The sequence below is a fragment of the Nesterenkonia sp. DZ6 genome, from assembly GCF_022565835.1.
Lineage (GTDB): Bacteria > Actinomycetota > Actinomycetes > Actinomycetales > Micrococcaceae > Nesterenkonia.
In genome coordinates, this window is the sequence record NZ_JAJOYW010000002.1 from 574178 (window position 1) to 596409 (window position 22232).

The window sequence follows — 22232 nt, forward strand, 5'->3', positions numbered from 1 at the left end:
TGGACCGGAGTTTATCTGGGAATCATCTGATGTCGGACCTGCGCCGAGGGCTGAGGCCTCACCGTGGCCCCGGCTCTGGCTCAGGCGGGCAGCGTCATGGGCGCCTCAGTCCCAGATCGGCTTCTCGGTACTCCACCCCGAATCCCTCCAGTCCCTCACTGGCTTCGGCGCGCCGCTCCTCTGCCTGGCGCAGCTGGACCCGCCGGATCTTCCCCGAGATCGTCTTTGGAAGCTCCGCGAACTCGATGCGCCGGATCCGTTTATAGGGCGCCAGCTTGTTCAGCGCGAACTGGAGGATCTCCGCCGCGGTGGCCTCGTTCGGCTCCCACCCGGAGGCCAGCGTCACGTACGCCTTGGGAACCGCCAGCCGCAGCTCATCCGGTGCGGGCACGATCGCGGCTTCCACCACGGCAGGGTGCTCGATGAGCACGGATTCCAACTCGAACGGTGAGACCTTGTAGTCGCTGGACTTGAAGACGTCATCGGCCCGTCCCACGTAGGTGATGACGCCGTTGCCGTCACGGGAGGCGATGTCCCCCGTGTGGTAGTAGCCATCGCGGAAGACCTCGGCGTTCTTCTCCTCCGCGCCGTAATAGCCCTTCATCAGACCGACCGGCCTCGGGTCGAGGGCGAGACAGATCTCCCCCTCCTCGGCCTCCTCACCCGACACCGGGTCGATCAGGGCGACGTCGAATCCCGGCAGCGGGACACCCATGGCGCCGAACTTCACCCGCCGGCCCGGAGTGTTGGCGATCTGCAGCGAGGACTCGGTCTGTCCGAAGCCATCGCGGATCGTGCACCCCCACGCCCGCTGGACCTGTTCGATGACCTCCGGGTTCAACGGCTCTCCGGCCGAGACCGTGACGCGCGGTGGATTCTTCAGCTGCGCGAGGTCCGCCTTGATGAGCATCCGCCAGACCGTGGGCGGGGCGCAGAAGCTCGTGACCCCGGCGTCGTCCATGGACCGCATCAGCGCCGCGGCGTCGAACTTGCTGAAGTTGTACAGGAAGATGGTCGCCTCCGCGATCCACGGCGCGAAGAAGTTCGACCACGCGTGCTTGGCCCAGCCCGGCGAAGAGACGTTCAGATGCACATCGCCGGGCTCGAGCCCGATCCAGTACAGGGTTGAGAGGTGCCCCACCGGGTACGAGGTGTGCGTATGCTCGACCAGCTTCGGCTTCGACGTCGTGCCGGAGGTGAAGTACAGCAGCATCGTCTCATCAGCGGCAGTCGGCACGACCTGCTCCAACTCCGGTGAGGCCGCGTAGGCCTCCTGGTACGAGTGGACGGTGCGGCCCGACACCTCAGGCCGCACCGCTGCCTGCCGATCGGCGTACACGCCGGGCACGTGGATGAGCGCATAGTCACCCTCGACCTGCGTGAACTTCCGCAGCGTCTCGGAATCTCCGACGATCCAGCTCGCTTCGGCCCGACCGACTCGGTCCTGCAGGTCGTGTGGGCCCATCTGAGTCGTGGTGGGGATCAGCACAGCACCGAGCTTGATCGCGCCGAGCATCGTCTCCCACAGCTCGACCTGGTTGCCGAGGATCAGGATGATGCGGTCGCCTCGCCTCACCCCGATGCTGGTCAGCCAGTTGGCCACTCGATTGGAGTCTTCGCGCAGCTGCGCGAAGGTGCGGGTGAGCCGAGACCCATCTTCTTCCATGATCACCAGCGCGTCCTGACCCGATCGTTCGGGGCTCTTCGCCACCTGATCGAACCAGTCGAAGCCGAAGTTGAAATGCGTGAACCGAGGCCAGCGGAAATCCCGGCGCGCGCGCTCCCAGTCCTGCTGCGCACCGACGAGCTGGTCCCGAGCTGCGCGAAACTCTTCGGTCACTGTCATGGCGCTCCTCCTCGAGGTCTGTGTGATTTTGGTCACTCTAGAATATACTTGGAAGTCATATAGTTGGTAAAGATGCAGTTTTACGTGCAGTGACATGGCGGCCCGCCCACCCAGCCCCGGATCCGCCGGATGACAAGGAGACCTCGATGACCAAGCAGGACGCCCACGCTGCCGCAGACCCCATTTCCGAAGACCCTGATCTGATGCACCTGGCCCGCCACCTCGGTCCGGCAGAACGTGACCGGCTGACCGTCATCGACGAGTACGCGCAGCGCAACATTCGACGCCAGTCCCTCGAACCGTGGAACGACGATCGCCTTCCGCTCGACATGCTTGCAGGGCTGGGCAGCATCGGACTCGGCGAACTGCACCTCGACGGTTCCTCACCGCTGCTCCGCGGCCTTGCCCACACCGCGCTGGCACGCGCCGACGTCTCGATCTCTGCGGTCATCGGCATCCACAATGAGCTCATCGTCGGCATGATCCAAGCCCTGGGCTCGGAGCGTCAGCGTGAGGAATGGCTTCCGGCCCTGCGCCGGCTGCGGGCCTTCGGCGCCTTCTGCCTCACCGAGCCTGAGCACGGCTCCGACGTGGCCGGCGGACTGGCCACGTCGGCGACTCTGCGCGGCGGACAGTGGCGCATCCAGGGGTCCAAGCGTTGGATCGGCATGGGCACGGTGGCCGACGTCGCCCTGGTGTGGGCGCGAGACACCGCTGACGGGCAGGTCAAAGGCTTTCTGGTGCCCACATCGTGTGCGGGATACCAGGCCCGAAAGATCACCCACAAGACCGGACTGCGCATCATGCCGAACGCCGACATCGAACTTGATGTCACCCTGCCGCAGGACGCCCTGCTGCCAGGGGCGACCTCGTTCACCGCCACGAACACCGGACTGCGAAGCTCACGGGCATGGGTGGGGTGGCAGGCCGTCGGCGCCCAGCAGGCCCTGCTGGACATCGCACGGGACTATGCGAAGAGGCGCGACCAGTTCGGTGCACCCTTGGCCTCTTTCCAGCTCGTCCAGGCCGCTCTGGCCAAGGTCGCCGGAAACCTCGCGGTCTCGACCTCCTTCATGGCCGAGCTCACCCGGCTGCAGAGTGACCGCGAGCTGACCATGATGCACGCGTCCCTGGGCAAGGCGACGCTGACCCGGCTGGCACGAGAGTCCGCCGCCGCCGCGCGGGAGATCTTCGGTGGGAACGGCATACTGAGCGATCACGAAGCAGCCAAGATCGCAGGAGACATCGAGGCGATCTATACCTACGAGGGCTCCCATGGCATCAACCTGCTGATCGCCGGTCGTGAGCTGACCGGAGTCTCCGCCTTCGCCTGACCTGGGAGGCCGGGACGAGCGAGCACCACCCCTTCGGAGCACGGTCTCTGAGCGGGCTCAGCCCTCGTACTCGTCCCCGATGATCAGGGTGACGAAGCTGGCCTGGTCGTGCACTTCGACGGTGTCGACCCCGAAGCTCTCGGCAAGCTCCTCGGCGATGGCCTGCTCTGCGTCTCCGGAGCCTGCTGGGTAGACCACGGCCGGAGTCTCGGCGCGTTCCTCGAAGCCCCAGTCGCCCTGCCAGACCACGTTGTAGTCGAGCTCCTCGAGCTCGGCGCCCATCGCCGTCGCGCCACCCTCGGCGCCCTGGTAGTTGGCCACCTGGACCGGGGTCTCGGTGTCGCTGGCCGGCTGTGGCCCGGCGGGCTCCTCCGTCTGGTCCGCATCGCCCTCGGCGCCGTCATCGGCCTCGGCGTCATCCTCGGCGTCGTCCTCGGATTCGGACACCGCCGCATCCTGATCCTCGGCGGTGCTGTCCGGGTCCGAGTCGGAGAGCATCGGCACGATGAAGTAGGCGAAGGCCCCGACGAGCAGCACGAATCCAGCCAAGAGCCCGATCCAGCGCAGGCCGCTGCCACCGGCCCCGCCCGTTCCGGCTGCGCCTGGAGCCCGATGCTTGCCGGCCTCCCCGGTCTGATACGGGGGGACGTCGTCGAACTCGTCGTGCGGGTGCTGGCTCATAGGTCCTGTCCTCAAAGTGCGGGGGCGATGCTCGGTGCTGCTGATCTCGACCTTGCGTCAGCGGCGGGTCGCGCGGGCGCGGTGCCGGGCATCCCGCTGCCGGCGCAGGCGTTTCACCAGCATCGGGTCGTGGGCCAGCGCCGCCTCCGTGTCGATCAGCAGATTCAGCGCCTGGTAGTACGCCACGGCTGACATCTGGAGCGCATCGGTGATGGCCTCGTCCTTCGCGCCCGCGTACTTCCACCACTGGCGCTCCAGGTCGAGCATCTTCTTCTGCTGTTCAGTGATCATCTCACCGTCATCCTACGGCTGGGCAGCGCGCATTGCAGGAATATCGGCCCTCGTGGGCTCGACGGTGTGTTCAATCGGCTGAGCTGTCTATGGTGGAGGCGATGACACCTGAGACTGAACTGATCGCTCCGCTGGAAACGGGCTGGCAACGTGCCCTGGCCGGCGAGTCCGCCCACTTCGAGACCGTCCTCGAGGAGCTGGCCCGCCGCCGTGACGCCGGGGAGCAGGTGCTGCCTTCCCCAGAGCTGGTGCTGCGCGGCTTCCGTCAGCCCTTCGACGCGGTGAAGGTGCTGATTCTGGGTCAGGACCCCTACCCGACCCCGGGACATGCCATCGGCATGTCCTTCGCGGTGGACCCCGCGGTGCGTCCGCTGCCCCGCAGCCTCGGGAACATCTTCACCGAGCTCGAATCGGACCTCGGGATCCCGAAGAGTCCCCACGGCGATCTCACCGCATGGGCCCGGCAGGGGGTGCTGATGCTCAACCGGGTGCTCACGGTCAGCGCGGGTTCACCGGCCTCGCATCGCGGCATCGGCTGGGAGCAGATCACCGAGGCGGCGCTGCGCGCGCTGGTGGATCGGGGCACTCCCCTGGTCTCGATCCTCTGGGGCGCCGACGCGCGCAAGCTGGCGCCGGTGCTCGATTCCGGCGAGCACACCGCGGTCATCACCAGCCCCCATCCCTCACCGCTCTCAGCGCGACGCGGGTTCTTCGGCTCCCGACCGTTCTCACAGGCGAATGAGGCGCTGCGCCGGCTCGGCGAAGACCCGGTGGACTGGCGACTGAACCCCGACGGCTGACCCCGGCGCAGCACCGAGCAGCGCCGAGCAGCACCGAGCAGCACCGAGCAGCGCCGCGAGGTCCGCGAGCGCGGGTCGGTCAGCGGCGTCGGGTGCGCGATCGTTCGTGGGACTGCAGTCCTGCGGTGAACGGTCTCATCAGCACGTCGCCGAGCACGATCCCGGAGGCGATCGCCATGATGATGATCAGCGCGTTGAACAGCTCGGTGAGCCCGTCCATCATGTGGACGGTCGTGGATTCGATGGCGATCTGATACATCCCGCGGAAGACCATCAGCCCGGGGAGCATGAACATCATCGCGGGCACGGCCACGACCAGCTGAGGCGACCCCATGCGCAGGGCGAGGACCCGGCCCAGCGCCCCGACCACCACGGCGCCGAAGACCGGGGTGACGCGTTCGCCCAGGCCGATGATCTCTGCGGCGTAGAAGGCGCAGAATCCCAGCGCGGAGACCGCACCGATGGGCAGCAGCATCCGCCAGCTCGCCTGTTCGACGACGGCGGCGGCCATCGCCGCCAAGAACACCAGCGCCACCAGCACGGTGGGGTGATACATCCGAGTCAGACCCACCGCCACCTCGACCTCCGGGGCGCCGAGCAGATTCGCGATCGTCACGGCGGCCATGATCCCGGCGGTCATGCCGGCGAAGGCGATCATGGTGGACATCAGACGACCGGCCGCGGTGATCGGGAATCCGTTGATCCCGTCCTGGATGGCCGAGACGATCCGCGCGGAGGGCAGCAGGATCATCAGCCCGCCGGCCACCACCATGGAGGGACGGATCGGCATGTCCATCGCGAAGGCCCCCATGGCGAAGGAGGTCGCGACGAACCCGCCGGCGGCCAGGCAGAAGAACTCCGGGACTCGCCGGGTGGCCAGCAGCCGGACGGTCCAGAGCACGAGGATGGTTGCGGCGAAGCCGAGCGAGGCGTCCAGCAGCGGAGCCCCGAGGAACGCCGCGAAGAAGCTGGCGAAGATCGCCCCGCAGATCGTCACCATCCAGCGCGGGTAGGGCTTGGGCTCGCGGATGATCTCGCGAAGCCGCTCCTCGGCGTCGCCGCGGGTGAGGCGACCGGCGATGATGTCGGTGACCAGCTGGTGCACCGAGGCGAGCGCTCGGAAGTTGTTCGACCATGACCGCACCACCCGCACCCGGGAGTAGGGGATCTTTCCGTCAGGCGCCCAGTTGAGGCTGATCGACTGGTTGGTGATGTCGGCGTCGGTGTTCTTCATGCCGAACGCCGCGGTGACGGCGATGATCGAGGTCTCGACCTCGAGCGCGCCGGCTCCGTAGCGGAACAGGGCCTCGCCGAGGTCCAGCACGAAGGCGATCGTGGCCAGCTCGTCGGTCTCGACGTGCGCTTCGGCCTGGTACGGGTTCTCGAACGGGGTGCCGGCGAGCCGGTCGATGATCGGCACGGTGCCGGTCGCCGCGCGCTCAGCCTGCATGATGCGTCGCAGCACCTGGGGTGAGCGGGGCCTGCGGTCGAAGACCCCGGGGTCGAAGTCGGGGTCGCGGCGAGCCGAGCCGCCCAGCCGGGACTTGAACCAGGAGGGCCGCGGCACGGCGGGGCGGCGCGGAGATTGGCTCACCGGTGATTGCCGCAGCGGTGCGCCCGGCGCGCCGTGCGGCAGGTTGATCAGACCCGAGGAGTCCGGTCCCTGCGCATGCTCGCCGCGCTGGGCCCAGGAGGTCGTCGTCTCCTGCGGGCCGGTCGGGATCTGCGGGCCCAGCGCATCGGTCTGGTGCCAGTCCCCGGTGACGGGGAAGGCGTAGTGGTCCGTGGGCGCTGTCGCGCCGTGCGGGGTGGTGTAGGACTGCTCGAAACTGGGGTCCGCGACGTATTCGTGCCGGGCCGCTTCGTTCTCGTGCTGCTCCGCGGCACGTGCCACCGCCTCGGCGTCGTATTCCTCCCACTCCAGCGCGGCCTCGGCTTCGGCGGAGGCGTGCCAGGAGGAGGCGAAGGAGCTGCGCAGCGTCTGGACGAACCCGGTGGGGGTCTCGTCGAGGATCTCCTGGGTGGAGTGGACCACCGGGATGTTGGTGACGTCGGCGTTGGGCTCGGTGCGCACGGGGTCGATCGCCTCGGCGACGTAGCCTCCCGTGGGATGCCGTTCAACGTGTTCGAGTGCCACGAACCCTCCTCGCAAGCAACATAACCACAAAAGGACCCTGGCAGATGCCGGGGCCTTGAGGGGTGTGTGAATGATGGTGCCTGGAGTACAGGCGAAGAAAGTGGATCTGAATGGACTCGAACCATCGACCTCTCGCGTGTGAGGCGAGCGCTCTAACCAACTGAGCTACAGATCCTGAGGCACCTGCGCGCGGAATCCCGCGTTCACGTGCCTCAGAAGGTTACCACCTGTTCAGACTCAGGACGAAACCGACGCCAGCGCCTCCGGGATGGGGGTCTCGCCGTCGAGGAAGTTCACCGTGGCGCGCACCGCGGAGCCGCTGCGCAGGGTCTCGGTGATGACTTCGGCGACGTTCTCCCGGGAGGTGTCCACGGAGGCGCCCTCGGCGGACATGGTCTCGCCCGCGGTGGCCGGATCGAGCACCGTGATCTTCGCGCTGGCCGGCTCCAGGGTCAGCGAGCCGGGACCCAGGATGGTGTAGTCCAGGCTGGTGCCGCGCAGGTGCCTGTCGGCCTGGTGCTTGGCCAGCGCGTAGGGGTAGAACGAGCTCGTCGGGTCCACCGTGTTGATGTCGGTCTCGCTGCGGGCGTAGGAGACCATCACGTAGCGGGAGACGCCCGCCTCGGCGGCGGCATCCATGCTGCGCACCGCGGCCTCATGGTCCACGGCCTTGGTCCGGGCTGGGTTCCCGCCGCCGGCACCGGCGGCGAAGACGACGGCGTGCGCGCCGGCGAACGCCTGCCCCAGCTCTGTGGAGCTGGCGGACTCGATGTCGAGGACCCGCGGCGTGGCGCCTGCGTCGGTGATGTCCTGGGCCTGGTCGGGATCCCGGATCAGGGATTCGACGGTGAAGCCGGCGGCGACCAGCTTCGGTGCTGCCAGCAGTGCGATCTTGCCGTGGCCGCCGATGATGACGACGCGCTGAGATTCAGCCATGGGATGCTCCTTCGCGATCAGGGGGTGCCTGCTCGAATCGGGGTCCGCCGGGTGTGCGTGCTCCGGACGGTTCTCTCCTCACAACGTCTGCGCGCCTGCACTATTCCTTAGACTGTGTGGCGTGTCAGCCCCTTATCCGCCTGTGAGCACCTCCCCGCCCGTCCCGCTGCGCCGCTCCCCCGCGCTGCGGACCGGGCTGTCCATCGCCGCCGCGATCTCGCTCTACGGCGTCTCCTTCGGGGCGCTCTCCACGGCGGCGGGAATGACGCTGTGGCAGACCGTGGCGCTCTCCGCGCTGCTCTTCAGCGGCGCCTCCCAGTTCGCCTTCATCGGCATTCTGGCCTCGGGCGGCACCGGGGCGGCGGCGCTGGGCGCGGCCACGCTGCTCAGCGGGCGCAACACGATCTATGCGGTGCAGATGAAGGCGCTGCTGAATCCGCGGGGATTCAAGCGGCTGGCTGCGGCCCAGGTGACCATCGATGAGTCCGCGGCGGTGGCGATGTCCGCCCCGGATCCGGTGGAGCAGCGTCGCGGCTTCTGGGGCGCGGGCATCGCCTGCTATCTCTTCTGGAACCTCGCCACCGTGCTCGGCGCGCTGCTCGGTGATGTGATCGCCGAGCCCGAGGCGCTGGGGCTCGACGGTGCCGTGGTCGCCGCCTTCCTCGGCCTGCTGTGGCCGCGGCTGAAGTCCCTGGACGCCTGGGCGCTGGCGGTGCTGGCGGCCCTGGTCACCACGGTCACGATGCCGCTGCTGGCACCCGGGGTCCCGGTGCTGGCCGCCGCCGTCGTCGCCGTGGTGTGGGGACTGGCGTCGAAGGGGGTCCGCGCATGAGCCTGTGGTTCTGGGTCCTGGCGGCCTGCGCCGCCGTGTACGCCACCAAGCTGCTGGGCTATCTGGTGCCGCAGAGCTGGCTGAAGCATCCCGCCGTGGGGCGGGTCTCGGCGATGCTCACCATCGGGCTGCTCGCCGCTCTGGTGGCGATGAACACCTTCTCCGCCGAGCAGTCGGTGACCATCGACGCCCGGCTCGGAGCGCTGCTGGCCGCCGCCGTGGCGCTGCTGCTGCGCGCCCCGTTCATCCTGGTGGTGCTGGTCGGGGCGGCAGCGGCTGCCGGGATCCGCGCCCTGGGGTGACCCGGGCGCGCCACGCGGCCGCCTCGGGGCGGGAGACGCGGCGAGCCCCCCTCCCGCCTGCAGGTGCAGGCCGGAAGGGGGCTCGTCGTGGCCCTGGGACGCCAGGAACGGGGAGGGCTCAGGCCTGGGTGCTGGACCCTGCCTGTGCGCGATCCTCGATGCCGGTGTCGTCGGTGTCGGCAGCTTCGCTGTCCGCAGCGCCGGTGCCGGCCGCCTCAACATCGCCAGCCTCGGAGCCCTGACCCTCGGCCGCGGGGGTCGCCCGCAGGGTCGTGGCGAGGATCAGCGTGCCGATGCTCAGCACCGCAGCGAGCCGGAAGGCCACGCGGAAGCCCTCGACCGCGGCGTCGTCGGGGTTCATCCCGGAGTTCACCGCGGCGGCGGTGCCCAGGCCGACGGCGGCCACCAGTGCGGCCGTGCCGATCGCGGCGGCCAGCTGCTGCAGCGTGTTCAGCGCGGCGGTGCCGTGGGAGTACAGCGCCTTGGGCAGCGGGTTCAGCGCCGTGGTGAAGGCCGGGGTGAACAGCAGCGCCAGGCCGGAGGAGAGCAGCAGGTGCAGACCCAGCACCATGGCCACCGGGGTGGTCGGGGACAGCAGACTCATGCAGAACAGCGCGACGATCAGGATCGAGGCACCCGGGATCACCAGCGGCTTCGGTCCGACCCGGTCGTAGAGGCGCCCCACGAAGGGCGCCATCAGCGCCATCAGCAGACCGCCCGGAAGCATGATCAGACCGGTCTGCAGCGTGTCCAGTCCGCGGATGGTCTGCAGGAACAGCGGCAGCAGGATCAGCGCGCCGAAGAGCGCGATCATCATCAGCAGCATCATGCCCAGGGCACGGGTGTACATGGTGAAGGCGAAGGGCTTCAGGTTCAGCAGGGCTGAGTCGGTCTTCTGCAGCTTCACCTGGAGCAGCGCGAAGGAGATCAGGCAGAGCACGCCGACCACGAGGACCACGATGGCCAGCGGGTCCACGCTCGGAGCCGCGTCCGCGGAGACCTCCTGGGTGCCGTGTCCGCCGCCGATCTGGCTGATCCCGTAGACCACGCCGCCGAAGCCGGGGACTGCGAGCAGCAGCGAGGGGATGGAGAGCCGCTTGCCCGCCGTGCCGGGGTCCTTGTTCAGCCGCGGCCGGCCCAGGAACAGCGCGATCACCGCGATGGGCAGGATCACCAGGAAGAGCCAGCGCCAGTCGGCGAGATGCAGGATCAGACCCGAGAGCGCCGGGCCGGTCGCCGGAGCCACCGAGATCACGATCGAGATGTTGCCCATGACCACGCCGCGGCGGCGCAGCGGCACCAGGGTGAGCACGGTGGTCATCATCAGCGGCAGCATGATCGCGGTGCCGCTGGCCTGGACCACCCGGCCCGCCAGCAGAACCTCGAAGCCCGGGGCGGCGGCCGCGAGCGCGGTGCCGAGGATGAAGAGGCCCATCGCGGCGGTGAAGACCGCACGCAGGCTGTAGCGCTGCATCAGGAATCCGGTGATCGGAATCACGGTGGCCAGGGTCAGCATGAACGCCGTGGTGAGCCACTGGATCGTCGGCTCGGTGACCTGGAACTCTTCCATGAGCGGCTGCAGCGCGACGTTCATCAGGGTCTCGTTGAGGATCATCACGAAGGTGGAGACCAGCAGCGCACCGATGGTGAGCTTGTCGGCCGAGGGCAGCCGGCCGTCGTCGTGCGGAGGTGTGGGAGCCGCACCTGGAGCCTTCACCTGCGATGGGACATGATTCGGTGAAGCGGGCACGGATCCTCCATAGAACACTAAAGAACCCCAGAGCGGGTCACCACTGGGGTGATACCACTCTGGGGTTGAAAGAGCCCCCTGCCGGGTTCGAACCGACGACCTGCTGTTTACAAGACAGCTGCTCTACCAGCTGAGCTAAGGAGGCGCAGCGCCCTGCCATGCAGGGCGCCAGTCACTGATGGTATCAGTTCCTCAACATCAGCTTTCGGACTGGTATTCCTCGATGTGCTCATCGACCAGTTCGCGGAACGGACGCTCGGAGTCGGCCCAGGAGACTTCGTCCACGTACACGCTCGGGGTGCCTTCGATGCCGGCGGCCTGGGCGTGGCGGGTGGTGTAGCTGGCGAAGGCGCGGTAGGTGCCGTCCTCGATGCATTCACCGATGTCAGCGCCGAAGGTCTCGTCGGCCAGCTGGGTGAGCTGGTCGTTGGACATCTCATCGTTGTTGACCCGGTTGGCGGTGACCGCTCCGAGGTACTCGGAGTAGCTCTCCGGGGACTCCTCCGCCATGCAGGCGAAGGCGTTGGCCGCACGAGCGGGGTAGTTCGTGGAGGAGGAGAGGTAGGCGACCGAGCGGTACTCCACGGTGACCAGACCCTCGTCGAGCCACTCGCCCATCTGCGCCGAGTGCTCGGCTTCGAAGTTGGCGCAGTGGATGCAGTAGGCGTCGGTGTAGATGATGATGTGCGGAGCTTCGCCGGCTTCACGCTCAGCAACCCCGGGAGGCAGCTCGGAATCGGGGTCCTCGACGTTGGATGCGTCGATCTGGCCGAGGTCGTCGCCCTCGGCGAGCTCGGTGGAGGAGCTCAGCACGAATCCGCCCTGCTCGTTGGCGGCCGCGGGGGCCGGGCCCTCGCTGGGCGCCGCCCCGGAGTCATCACGGTTGAGCACGAAGATGGTCAGTCCCACGACGACGGCGAGCGCCACCACGACGACGCCTACGCGCAGCAGCACCGAGGTGAGCTTCTGCTTACGCTCCTGCTCCTGCTGCATCTTGCGGGCCTGTTCGCGCGCATTGGCGCTGCGAGGGGATTCTGAGCTGCGAGCCATGGTCTTCTCCGGTGACTGATGTGGATCATGACTGTCCCGGCGTGCCTGGACAGTCATCGGTGTGTGGCTGATGTCGTGATCGTGCCGTGATCGGGATCCGGCAGTGCTCAAGATACAGGGTCAGGCTCAGGCCGGATACCAGGGTATAGGCTCATGACGATGGCTCCGCTGTCGCCAGGGGGTGTCTGCAGCTACGCATGAAAGGTGTGTCTCGTGCCAGAGAATATCGAGAACGGCAACGGCTATGACTTCGTGGTGGTGGCCAACCGTCTGGCCGTCAATCACGTCACGAACGAGGATGGGACCACCGGCTGGGAGCGCTCCCCCGGTGGCCTGGTCACTGCCCTGGCCCCCCTGATGGAGAGCTCAGAAGGCGCCTGGGTCGGTTGGCACGGCGCTGCCGACGACGTCCTGGAGCCCTTCGACCACGGCGACATGCATCTGGTTCCGGTGCCGCTGACCGGCGATGACATCGAAGATTATTACGAAGGATTCTCCAACGGCACGCTCTGGCCGCTCTACCACGACGTGATCGCTCGTCCGGATTTCCACCGGCACTGGTTCGAGGCCTACCGCCGGGTCAACCAGCGCTTCGCCGAGCACACCGCCGAGGTTGCCGCCCACAAGGCCACCGTCTGGGTCCAGGACTACCAGCTGCAGCTGGTGCCCGCGATGCTGCGCGACCTGCGCCCCGATCTGACCATCGGCTTCTTCAACCACATCCCGTTCCCTCCCCCGGGGCTCTTCGCACAGCTGCCCTGGCGCCACTCGGTGCTGCGCGGACTGCTCGGGGCGGACCTGATCGGCTTCCAGCGCGCCTCCGACGCCTCGAACTTCCGCCGCGCGGTGCACAACCGGATGGGCTACTACGTGGAGGACGCGACGATCCACGTGCCGCTGCAGACCAACGCCCCGGATCATGGCTCCCCGCTGGTCGGATTCAACGCCGATGCTGACCGTGGCACCGCGGTGCGGGTGAACTCGGCCCCGCCGGCGGGGGTCGCCCGCCTGGTGGAGGCCAAGGAGTTCCCGATCTCCATCGACACCGCGACCATCACCGCGCTGGCCAAGCGCGAGGACATCATCGCTCGCTCCCAGGAGATCCGCGAGGAGCTGGGCAACCCGGAGACCGTGCTGCTCGGGGTGGATCGACTGGACTACACCAAGGGCATCCGGCACCGGATGAAGGCCTACGAAGAGCTGCTGCAGAACGGGTCGCTGACCGTGGGCCAGGTCTGCATGGTCCAGGTGGCGAGCCCCTCCCGTGAGGGGGTGGAGAGCTACCGCCTGCTCAAGGAGGAGATCGAACAGACCGTGGGCCGGATCAGCGGCGAGTTCGACACGCTCTCCCACCCGGCCATCCGCTACCTCCACCACTCCTACCCGGTCGAGGAGATGGTGGCGCTCTACATGGCCGCCGACGTGATGCTGGTGACCGCGCTGCGCGACGGGATGAACCTGGTGGCCAAGGAATATGTGGCGGCACGGCGCGGCGACGACGGCGTGCTGGTGCTCTCGGAGTTCACCGGCGCCGCCGATCAGCTGCGCCAGGCGCTGCTGATCAACCCCCATGACGTCGAGGAGCTCAAGGCCGCCATCCTGCGCGCGACCACCATGGACAGCGACGACGCCAGCGCACGGATGGAGAATCTGCGCCGCCAGGTGGTCCACCACGACGTGCGGCGCTGGGCGACTGACTTCCTGGACCGTCTGGGCGAGCTCACCGGCTCCGCGATCGTGAAGGACTGAGCATGGAGGCGTCGCTGAACATGGAGCAGTCGCTGAGCATCGCCCTGGAGCGATTCGCCGATCTCCCCAAGATCCTCATCGCCCTGGACTTCGACGGATGCGTGGCCGAGCTGGTCTCCCACGCCGCCGCCGCACGGCCGGTCCCGGAGAACGCCGCGGCCATCGCAGCCCTGGCAGAGATGGAGGGCGTGGACATCGCCTACGTCTCCGGGCGGTCGCTGGAGTCGCTGCGCGAGCTGGCCAAGCCGCCCCACGGCGCGCTGCTGATCGGCTCCCACGGCGCGGAGAAGGACCTCGGCGAGGATGCCCCAGGACTGGAGCTGAACACCACCGAGACGATGGCCCGCGAACAGATCATCTCCACCCTCGAGGAGGTGGCCGCCGACGCCGAGGGCGCCTGGGTGGAGCACAAGCCCGCCGGTGCCGCCCTGCACGTGCGCAAGGTGGCAGGAGATGAACTGGGTGAACGGGTCCTCGAACACGGCCGGGCAGCGTTGTCGCTGGTCGACGGCGCCTACCTGAAGAACGGCAAGAAGGTGCTGGAGTCCGTCGTCGTCCTGGCCACCAAGGGTGAAGGGATCACCGAGCTGCGGGAGCACACCGCCCCTGACGCGGTCCTCTTCGCCGGTGACGATGTCACCGATGAACACGGCTTCGCGGTCCTCGACGGCGAAGACATCGGCATCAAGGTGGGCGACGGCGAGACCGCGGCCGGCCACCGGATCGCCGAGCCGAGAGATCTCGCCGCGGTGCTGCGCCTCATCGCGCAGCGACGCAGCACCTCCCGCTCGGACACCCGCCCGACACCCTAAGGACTGCCCATGATGACCATCCCCGGTCTCGGACTCACCGCCTCAGGAACCATTCCTCAGGAGCTGCTGGACCTTCCCTGGCATCTGCCGCTGGAGGAGTGGCCCGAGGACATCATCGCCGCCCTGCCGCGCGGCATCTCCCGACACATCGTGCGCTTCGCCTACCTGGGTGGATCGGTGATCGCGGTCAAGGAGACCTCTGAGCGGGCCGCACGGCACGAGTACCGGATGCTGCGTCAGCTGGGCAAGCTCGGGGCCCCCTGCGTGAAGCCCGTGGCCGAGGTCACCGGCCGCACCACCCCGGAGGGCGAAGAGCTCTCTCCCGCCCTGGTCACCCGGCACCTGCGCTTCTCCCTGCCCTACCGTGCGGTGTTCAACCAGATGATGCGCAAGGAGACGCTGCGGCGGCTGATCCACGCGCAGGCGCTGCTGATGGTGGAGCTGCACCTGATCGGCTTCTACTGGGGCGACGTCTCCCTGTCCAACACGCTCTTCCGGCGCGACGCCGGCGCCTTCGCCGCCTACCTGGTCGACGCCGAGACCGGTGAGATCCACCCGAAGCTCTCCACCGGTCAGCGCGAGCACGACCTCGACGTGGCCCAGGTGAACATCGCCGGGGAGCTCATGGACCTGATGGAGGGCGGCATGGTGGACGAGGACGTGGATCCGATCGCCACCTCGCACCAGTTCATCGACGCCTACCGCGGACTGTGGCAGGAGCTCACCGGTGACACCGCCTTCAACCCGGACCAGCAGTGGCTCATCGAGGAGCGGATCCGGAGGCTCAACGAGCTGGGCTTCGACGTCGAGGAGTATGACATCCGCACCATGCGTGAGGATTCCAAGCTCCTGCTCCGCCCGAAGGTGGTCGACCCCGGCCACCACCAGCGGCGACTGATGAACCTGACCGGACTCGACGTCCAGGAGAACCAGGCCCGGCGGCTTCTCGGCGCGATCGACGCCTACCGGGCCCAGACCGACCCGCATGGGGACGAGGCGGTGGCGGCCCACATGTGGACCCAGCAGGTCTTCGAACCGATGATCTCCCAGATCCCCAAGGAGCTGCGCAACAAGCTGGAGCCGGCCGAGATCATGCACCAGCTCATCGATCACCGCTGGCGGCTCTCCGAGCGGGAGCACCGCGATATCAGCCTGGACCAGGCACTTCCCTCCTTCATCGACGAGGAGCTCAAAGGCCTGCGCGACGAGGCCACGCTGATGATCAATCCTCCCGGGGACGTGATCGATCAGCTGGACCGGCTCAACCGTGGCGAGGGCTGAGCCGGCTCATCCGGCGGCCGATCTCCACCGCGGTGCGGCGCATCAGCGGCACCGCGTGCCGGACGAAGCTGTCGTGCATCCGTCCGGTGGGCCCGGAGACGGAGAGTCCCATGGGTGAGGGTCCGTGTGGGACGACGACGGCGAGGCAGCGCACTCCCATCTCCTGCTCCTCGTCGTCGAGGGCGTAGCCCTGGGCGGCGATCCGCGGCAGCTGCTCCAGCAGCGCATGCGGGCGGGTCAGCGTCTTCTCGGTCAGCGAAGGCATGCCGGTGGCGGCGAGGATCTCGCGCACCCGCACCGGGTCCATCCCGGCCAGCAGCGCCTTGCCCACTCCGGTGGAGTGCAGGTGCGCTCGGCGCCCCACCTCGGTGAACATCCGCATCGTGTGCGGCGAGGGGACCTGCCCGATGTAGACGATCATCTCCGATTCCATGGCCGCCAGATTCACGCTCTCACCGAGCTCCGACACCAGTGCCTGCATCTGCGGCACAGCGGGTCCGCCGAGCTGCCGGGTGGCGGACTCCCCCAGCGGCACCAGGTTCGCACCCAGCGCGTAGCGCCTGTCGCTGAGCTGATGGACCACCCCCACACCCATCAGCGTGTGCAGGAGCCGGTGCACCGTGGGCCCGGCGAGACCCGTGGCGGCCTTCAGCTCCCCGGCCGTCGCGGACCCGCCCAGGCCGGCCAGCACATTGAGCAGATTGAAGGCGCGCTCCACGACCTGCACCCGCTGAGAGTCCGCATTGCGGACATTGGCTTCCATGATGCGAACTCTATGCCAAGAATGGTGTGAGCGAGAGCACCCGCGTCGCTGTTTTTCGGCGACACAGTTTTTTCATCCCTGCAAAGGAGCAGCGCATGAGCATCACCATCCACGCCCCCTACGAGGTCCCGGGCACCGAGGCGATCCTCACCGATGAGGCCCTGGCGTTTCTCGAAGAGCTCCACACCCGGTTCGCAGGAACCCGCAACGAGCTCCTCGAGGACCGGCGCACCGCGCAGGCCCAGGCGGCGAGCTCCGGCACCGTGGACTTCCCGGCCGAGACCGCACAGGTGCGCGAATCGGACTGGAGCGTCGCCGAGCACCCGGCCGCGCTGCAGGATCGCCGGGTGGAGATCACGGGTCCGCCAGCCCCTGCCAAGATGGCCATCAACGCGCTGAACTCCGGCGCCAAGGTCTGGCTGGCCTGCCTTGAAGATGCGCTGGCACCGAACTGGTTCAACGTGATCGACGCTCAGCGCAACCTCGCCGGCGCCGCATCAGGAACCCTCGAGTTCACCTCGCCGGAGGGCAAACAGTACAGCCTGCGCGATGACATCACACTGCCGACCGTGGTCGTGCGGCCGCGCGGCTGGCACCTGCCGGAGAAGCACCTCCAGCTCGACGGCACGCCTGCCATCGGCGCCCTGGTGGACTTCGGACTGCACTTCTTCCACAACGCGAAGACCCTCACCGAACAGGGCCGCGGCCCCTTCTACTACCTGCCGAAGCTGGAGCACTATAAGGAAGCCCGGCTCTGGGATGAGGTCTTCAGCTTCGCCGAGGAGAAGCTCGGCATCCCCCATGGCACCATCCGCGCCACGGTCCTCATCGAGACGCTGCCCGCCGCGTTCCACATGGATGAGATCCTCTATGAGCTGCGTGATCACGCCTCCGGGCTCAATGCCGGACGCTGGGACTACCTGTTCTCGATGATCAAGTACTTCCGCGCCTCGGGCGAGAAGTTCGTCCTCCCGGATCGCGCGCAGGTGTCCATGACGCAGCCCTTCATGCGGGCCTATACCGAGCTGCTGGTGAAGACCTGCCACAAGCGCGGCGCCTTCGCCATGGGCGGGATGGCAGCCTTCATCCCGAACCGGCGCGAACCCGAGGTCACCGCCAAGGCCATCGAGAAGGTCCGCGACGACAAGTCCCGTGAGGCCGCTGACGGTTTCGACGGCTCCTGGGTCGCCCACCCCGATCTGGTGGACCTCTGCCGTGACGAGTTCGACGCGGTGCTGAAAGACCAGCCGAACCAGCTGGCCCGCCAGCGCGACGACGTGGACGTCTCGGCGGCGGACCTGCTCGACGTCGCCGCCGCGGAGGGTGACGTCACCGAGGCCGGGGTGCGGATGAACCTCTACGTCGCGGTCTACTACACCGCCATCTGGCTCTCCGGCAACGGTGCCGTGGCGATCCACAACCTGATGGAGGACGCCGCGACGGCCGAGATCTCCCGCTCCCAGGTCTGGCAGCAGATCCACAACGGCACGATCACTGCCGATACCGGGGTGAAGGTGACCCCCGACCTGGTCACACGGCTGCTCGATGAAGAGGTGGAGCGCCTGCGTGGGGAGATCACCGACGCGGACACCTTCTCCAAGTACTTCGAGCCCGCAGCCGGCATCGTGCGCGCCCTGGTCCTGGACGAGGAGTACATCGACTTCCTCACCCTGCCGGCCTACGAGCTGATGCCCTGATCGGTTCGGTCTGATCAGACTGGTCTGATCAGCAGTCTCTGCAGGCCATGGAGGTAGATACGTTCTGCCTCCATGGCCTGCGGTGCGTCCGGGGCCTGGCCGGCGGCGGTTGCAGTGGCGGTGGCGGTGGCGGGGCGTTCAAGCAGAGCCTGGTTCTGCTCGGTGGCCACCGCCCCCAGCGCGAAACGCATCACCACAGCGGTCGTGTCCCTCGCCTCGTCCCGCGGCCATCCCGCCGTGACGAGCCGTTCAGGCAGCAGCTGGGCCGGCGGCAGGCTGACATCGAGCGCGTAGGCCAGCAGCAGCAGATCGCCCACGTCGCGCAGCGGCAGCACGAGTTCCCGGAACCGCAGCATGAGCTGCAAGGCGTCACCGGACTCGGTGCGCAGCGGCGTCAGGATCTCGTGGGCCACCGTGCGCAGCAGCTCTTGTTTGCTGGGCACGTGATAGTAGAGGGCGCCCGGGGCGACGTCGAGCTCCTTGGCCAGGCGACGCATGGACACGTCCTGGAGGCCGTACTGGATCAGCAACGATCGCGCCGTCCTGATGATCAGCTCCAGGGAGAGTGCCAAGGGTGATAGCTCCTCACGGAATCAGGGGCGAAGAGTCGCAGACTCGAGACGGGCATTGGGTCGTCACCGACGCACCTACAGGCCGCTGTCGCGGAAGAGCTTCTCATCGGGGTCCGTCATGGACTCTTCGATGAGCCATCGGTTGGTCTGCAGCGCCTGCAGGTTCTTGGACACCAGGGTGTCGCGGGTCTTGGCCACTCCCTCGGCCAGCAGACCGATCTGCGCCTTGAACTCCGCCGCGTGGCGCGGCTTCTCGTTGTCGGGCAGGGCCAGGAACAGCTCCAGGGTGCGCGGAAGGTGCCGGTGGATGGTCCGATTCACGGCATCCTGGTGAGCCGGGTACCGGGACAAGGCGTCCCAGCGCTCCACGATCTCCTCAAGCCCGACCACCATCATTCGCAGCTGACCCTGGGTCGAGGGCGGCAGCTGCGCTGACCGGCTGCGCACCGTGGCGCTGATCGCGGCCAGTTCGTCCTGCAGCCGCTGCTGGTCATCATTGAGCCGCACGGATCGGCGCAGACGGCTCTGCGCACGGCCGACGACGGCGCCATATGTCCCTGCGGCGGCCGCACCGCCTACCACGGTTCCGGCCAGGATCGCCCAGAGGTTGGGGAGCATGATGAGCAGCATGAGACCGAACCCGAGCAGGAAGGCAAGCAGGGGAAGGGCGAGATGCGTACGGCGCTGGGCGTCGGTGCCCTGATGTTCGCCGCGCGAGAGTTCAGAGCCGATGACGACCTCCTGCTCATGCTGCTGAGTATCAGTACAGGATATATCGCGGTGATGGACAGACTCTGAACACCGAGGCGGGACCCCTTCCCGATGGAGATCTGCTTCTGGAAGACCGCCATACTGATTCTCGACCAGCGGTCAGTTGGGGTCTGAGATCTGCCGGAACGCGTCGCACCTGCCATGCGGCGCCAGCCCCGGAGACGTAGTCAGCTTGGGACTCATGGGCACGCTTACCGAGGAGTCCATGTCGGGCCGCCTGAGCTGCGCCGGATGCCGTGGTGCTGGGGCACCGAGCGCTAGTCGCTGGAATCCTGGCCACCGGACGAAGGAGATTCCTGGCGCTCAGCGAGGGACCACCACATCTCCAGCTCCAGCTCCCGCTTGACGTGGCCTGACTTAGGCGTGTCTTTGACCTCGACGGAAAGGCCTATCTGTTCTTCCGCTCGGATGCGCACCCGCTGACCATCGAGAGACAGGTCGATATCCCCTTCCCGGATCTGGTCTGCGAGGACGTTCAGGAAGTCTGCCAGCTCAGCACGAGTCAGCACCTCCTTGCACTTGAGCAAGGTCCTGGCATTCGATGACATATCGACCTCCTGTTGTTCTGTGCCCGAGCCGCATCGGCACATGCGTATGAAGTTCTCGGCTCTCGACCACCTAGGGCCAACGTCAACGGACCCCTCCGCGATCAGGAAGCCGGGCGGGCAGGCCAGCGGCTCATGGCCGGACCGGCCTGACACCCATTGTCTACCGTGACGGAAGAGTTGGCCACCGGTCTTTGGCCTGGGACAGAGCCAGTCAGGTCAAGACCGGAACACCGACGCGCGCTCGGATCGGGTCAGGGGCTGGGGCTGTGCTGGGCCTACGCGCTGGACGGTGATCCACCCTGGGAGGACGGCTGCGCATCGACTCGATAGCGTCGCTCCAGCACTGCGACGACGACCCACGCCATCACGGCACTCACTACGGTGAACGGAGTCCCCGGAAACAACAGCACCAGGGCGAACCCGGCCGTGTTGTTCAGACCATGCAGGAGCGCGGCGAGGGCGAGGGAGTTGCTGCGCTCATAGACCAACGCTGTGATCCATGCCATTGCGACGATGCTCGCGGTGAACCCGCCGATGGTGAGGACCATGACCGGCCCAAGCTGCCAGTACAGCATCACCATCAGCGGGTAGTGCCACACGGCCCAGACGAGGCCGCCCTTCCAGGCGGCGCCCCAGAAGGTGGCGTCGTGCTCCCGGAGCACGGGATGCAGGAACCCACGCCAGCCGAACTCCTCGGTCCCGCTGGTCAGGAGGTTGGAGACGAAATAGACGCCGACAGCCCCAACCGCGGCGCTCGCGGAGACATCCGCCACAGCAATGCCCGAAGCCATGGTGACCACGAACGCAGGCACTGCTGTGACGACGGGTACGGCCGTCGCCAGGAAGACGGTCTCAGGAGTCGGCCGCCCCCAGAAGGGCCGGTACCGGCCGACTGCCAGATAACCGAGCAGCGGTCCGAAGACGCCCAGAGCGAAGAGGAGCTGCGGAAGGAATCCGACCGCACCGATCATGGCCCAGACATCGACGAGCGTCATCTGCGGGGTGACCGGTGCCGCACGGACATCCCCGAGCCACCACCCCCCGATCCATAGCAACCACGTCCACCCGAAACTCACCAACAGGTAGGTGGCGACGCCTCGTCGAGCCTCCATATGAATAGGCTAACCACGCGTGGAACAGCGGCCAAGGGCCGCAGGTCGACCCTCCGATCACCGGCCACGACTCGGGCTCGACCTGAGTGGAGGCGATCGACACCTGGCTGAGGTCTGAGCTGCCGAACTTCGGCTGGCCGGGCAACATCTCGTGGCCCGCCCTCAGAGGGGAATCAGACAGCAAGAAGGGCCGCTGCTCCTACATCTCTGTAGGTCAACGGCCCTCAGCCGACATGGTCGGGGTGACAGGATTTGAACCTGCGACCTCGTCGTCCCGAACGACGCGCGCTACCAAGCTGCGCCACACCCCGTAGTCCTGCACTCTGGAAACCATCGGCTTCCCGCACACAGATCTTCATCTTAGCCAGGAACGTGTCCACCGAGCAAAACAGCTGAAACATCCCTGGATACAGGTCAAGCCCGGTCCCCCGAAGGGGACCGGGCTTGAACCCTCTCTACCAAATAGTGTCCGGCGGCGACCTACTCTCCCACACACTCCAGTGTGCAGTACCATCGGCGCAGTGGGCCTTAGCTTCCGGGTTCGGGATGGGACCGGGCGTTTCCCCCACGCTATGACCGCCGTAACTCTAGAACAACACCACTTCCCACACCACCACACGCACCAGATCACCACGACCTGACACCCGCAACAGGGGTACTGAAGATGCTGTAAACCTAAACTCACAACAACACTATTGAACTACACACACCTGCCACACCATCACACAGTGATGACACGCAGGGGTGGTCTGACTCTGACCCACACACCCACACGCCTCAAACAAGAGACACCATGGGTCATGCGGGGTTGTTGGCAGAGAACCGCCTAGTGGACGCGAACACGCAGTGTTCAATTAAAAATTCACCGAGCACACATTGAGTGTGGTGTAAGTGGTCGGCTTATTAGTACCAGTCAGCTTCACGCATTGCTGCGCTTCCACATCTGGCCTATCAACCCAGTAGTCTGG

General features: G+C 67.2%; 20 protein-coding genes, 3 tRNA genes and 2 rRNA genes. 8 read left to right on the forward strand and 17 right to left on the reverse strand.

Annotated features, from left to right (window positions below; genetic code table 11):
- Positions 1–94: 94 nt before the first annotated feature.
- Positions 95–1846, reverse strand: a complete 1752-nt coding sequence (locus LTH93_RS08365) for an AMP-binding protein (protein WP_241470648.1) — start codon at positions 1844–1846, stop codon at positions 95–97.
- Between the two features lie 146 nt (positions 1847–1992).
- Between LTH93_RS08365 and LTH93_RS08370 the strand changes: the two genes are divergently transcribed.
- Positions 1993–3180 (forward strand): acyl-CoA dehydrogenase family protein, encoded by a 1188-nt coding sequence (locus tag LTH93_RS08370; protein ID WP_241470649.1) that lies wholly within the window; start codon positions 1993–1995, stop codon positions 3178–3180.
- Between the two features lie 57 nt (positions 3181–3237).
- Here the strand turns inward: LTH93_RS08370 and LTH93_RS08375 are convergent, their stop codons facing one another.
- Together LTH93_RS08375 and LTH93_RS08380 are read right to left on the reverse strand one after the other, a co-directional pair.
- Positions 3238–3861: a LytR C-terminal domain-containing protein gene (locus LTH93_RS08375; RefSeq protein ID WP_241470650.1), complete on the reverse strand. Its 624-nt coding sequence runs from the start codon at positions 3859–3861 to the stop codon at positions 3238–3240.
- 57 nt (positions 3862–3918) lie between these two features.
- Positions 3919–4152, reverse strand: a complete 234-nt coding sequence (locus LTH93_RS08380) for a DUF3263 domain-containing protein (protein WP_241465536.1) — start codon at positions 4150–4152, stop codon at positions 3919–3921.
- Positions 4153–4253: 101 nt separating this feature from the next.
- Here LTH93_RS08380 and LTH93_RS08385 point away from each other — a divergent pair, with 101 nt between their 5' ends.
- Positions 4254–4952, forward strand: a complete 699-nt coding sequence (locus LTH93_RS08385) for a uracil-DNA glycosylase (protein ID WP_241470651.1) — start codon at positions 4254–4256, stop codon at positions 4950–4952.
- 79 nt (positions 4953–5031) lie between these two features.
- Here LTH93_RS08385 and LTH93_RS08390 read toward each other — a convergent pair whose 3' ends face one another.
- The 3 genes from LTH93_RS08390 to LTH93_RS08400 all read right to left on the reverse strand — a co-directional run bounded on the left by LTH93_RS08390 (position 5032) and on the right by LTH93_RS08400 (position 8025).
- A complete protein-coding gene (locus tag LTH93_RS08390) occupies positions 5032–7089 on the reverse strand; it encodes a threonine/serine ThrE exporter family protein (protein WP_241465538.1) in 2058 nt (685 codons plus the stop codon).
- Between the two features lie 101 nt (positions 7090–7190).
- Positions 7191–7264, reverse strand: a tRNA-Val gene (locus LTH93_RS08395).
- A 62-nt stretch (positions 7265–7326) separates the two neighbouring features.
- The gene (locus LTH93_RS08400) at positions 7327–8025 is read right to left on the reverse strand and encodes an NAD(P)H-binding protein (RefSeq protein ID WP_241470652.1); all 699 of its coding nucleotides are present in this window, start codon (positions 8023–8025) and stop codon (positions 7327–7329) included.
- 121 nt (positions 8026–8146) lie between these two features.
- Here LTH93_RS08400 and LTH93_RS08405 point away from each other — a divergent pair, with 121 nt between their 5' ends.
- Both LTH93_RS08405 and LTH93_RS08410 read left to right on the forward strand, forming a co-directional pair.
- The gene (locus tag LTH93_RS08405) at positions 8147–8857 is read left to right on the forward strand and encodes an AzlC family ABC transporter permease (protein ID WP_241465540.1); all 711 of its coding nucleotides are present in this window, start codon (positions 8147–8149) and stop codon (positions 8855–8857) included.
- Positions 8854–9159, forward strand: coding sequence for an AzlD domain-containing protein (locus tag LTH93_RS08410; RefSeq protein ID WP_241465541.1), 306 nt, complete (start codon positions 8854–8856; stop codon positions 9157–9159). The genes LTH93_RS08405 and LTH93_RS08410 overlap by 4 nt, the downstream gene beginning before the upstream one ends.
- A 118-nt stretch (positions 9160–9277) precedes the next feature.
- Here the strand turns inward: LTH93_RS08410 and LTH93_RS08415 are convergent, their stop codons facing one another.
- From LTH93_RS08415 to LTH93_RS08425, 3 genes are all read right to left on the reverse strand, one after another.
- Positions 9278–10909: an MDR family MFS transporter gene (locus LTH93_RS08415; RefSeq protein WP_241470653.1), complete on the reverse strand. Its 1632-nt coding sequence runs from the start codon at positions 10907–10909 to the stop codon at positions 9278–9280.
- Between the two features lie 72 nt (positions 10910–10981).
- Positions 10982–11054: transfer RNA gene (locus LTH93_RS08420), tRNA-Thr, on the reverse strand.
- 53 nt (positions 11055–11107) lie between these two features.
- On the reverse strand, positions 11108–12016 hold the full coding sequence (locus LTH93_RS08425) for a DsbA family protein (RefSeq protein ID WP_241470654.1): 909 nt from the start codon (positions 12014–12016) through the stop codon (positions 11108–11110).
- A gap of 156 nt (positions 12017–12172) precedes the next feature.
- On the opposite strand from LTH93_RS08425, the gene LTH93_RS08430 reads away from it, so the two are divergent.
- From LTH93_RS08430 to LTH93_RS08440, 3 genes are read left to right on the forward strand one after another with little or no spacing between them, the layout of a single operon-like run.
- Positions 12173–13708: an alpha,alpha-trehalose-phosphate synthase (UDP-forming) gene (locus tag LTH93_RS08430; protein ID WP_241465544.1), complete on the forward strand. Its 1536-nt coding sequence runs from the start codon at positions 12173–12175 to the stop codon at positions 13706–13708.
- Positions 13709–13710: 2 nt separating this feature from the next.
- The gene (gene otsB, locus LTH93_RS08435; RefSeq protein ID WP_241465545.1) at positions 13711–14520 is read left to right on the forward strand and encodes a trehalose-phosphatase; all 810 of its coding nucleotides are present in this window, start codon (positions 13711–13713) and stop codon (positions 14518–14520) included.
- A gap of 9 nt (positions 14521–14529) precedes the next feature.
- Positions 14530–15801 (forward strand): DUF4032 domain-containing protein, encoded by a 1272-nt coding sequence (locus LTH93_RS08440; RefSeq protein ID WP_241465546.1) that lies wholly within the window; start codon positions 14530–14532, stop codon positions 15799–15801.
- On the opposite strand, the gene LTH93_RS08445 is transcribed toward LTH93_RS08440, so the two are convergent.
- On the reverse strand, positions 15782–16564 hold the full coding sequence (locus tag LTH93_RS08445) for an IclR family transcriptional regulator (protein ID WP_241465547.1): 783 nt from the start codon (positions 16562–16564) through the stop codon (positions 15782–15784). The two genes, LTH93_RS08440 and LTH93_RS08445, sit on opposite strands and share 20 nt — an antisense overlap.
- A 95-nt stretch (positions 16565–16659) precedes the next feature.
- Between LTH93_RS08445 and aceB the strand changes: the two genes are divergently transcribed.
- A complete protein-coding gene (gene aceB, locus LTH93_RS08450; RefSeq protein ID WP_241465548.1) occupies positions 16660–18261 on the forward strand; it encodes a malate synthase A in 1602 nt (533 codons plus the stop codon).
- Between the two features lie 14 nt (positions 18262–18275).
- Here aceB and LTH93_RS08455 read toward each other — a convergent pair whose 3' ends face one another.
- From LTH93_RS08455 to LTH93_RS08485, 7 genes are all read right to left on the reverse strand, one after another.
- Positions 18276–18833 carry a TetR/AcrR family transcriptional regulator gene (locus LTH93_RS08455; protein ID WP_241470655.1) on the reverse strand — a complete coding sequence of 186 codons (558 nt, stop codon included), beginning with the start codon at positions 18831–18833 and terminating at the stop codon, positions 18276–18278.
- A gap of 75 nt (positions 18834–18908) precedes the next feature.
- Entirely contained in the window at positions 18909–19463 is a 555-nt protein-coding gene (locus LTH93_RS08460) for a hypothetical protein (RefSeq protein WP_241470656.1), read from the reverse strand.
- 398 nt (positions 19464–19861) lie between these two features.
- Positions 19862–20152 carry an amphi-Trp domain-containing protein gene (locus LTH93_RS08465; RefSeq protein ID WP_241470657.1) on the reverse strand — a complete coding sequence of 97 codons (291 nt, stop codon included), beginning with the start codon at positions 20150–20152 and terminating at the stop codon, positions 19862–19864.
- A gap of 275 nt (positions 20153–20427) precedes the next feature.
- Positions 20428–21264 carry a CPBP family glutamic-type intramembrane protease gene (locus LTH93_RS08470; RefSeq protein ID WP_241470658.1) on the reverse strand — a complete coding sequence of 279 codons (837 nt, stop codon included), beginning with the start codon at positions 21262–21264 and terminating at the stop codon, positions 20428–20430.
- Between the two features lie 234 nt (positions 21265–21498).
- A tRNA-Pro gene (locus LTH93_RS08475) sits at positions 21499–21575 on the reverse strand.
- 156 nt (positions 21576–21731) lie between these two features.
- A 5S ribosomal RNA gene (rrf, locus tag LTH93_RS08480) occupies positions 21732–21848 on the reverse strand.
- Between the two features lie 298 nt (positions 21849–22146).
- Positions 22147–22232 (reverse strand): 23S ribosomal RNA (locus LTH93_RS08485); the annotation flags it as partial.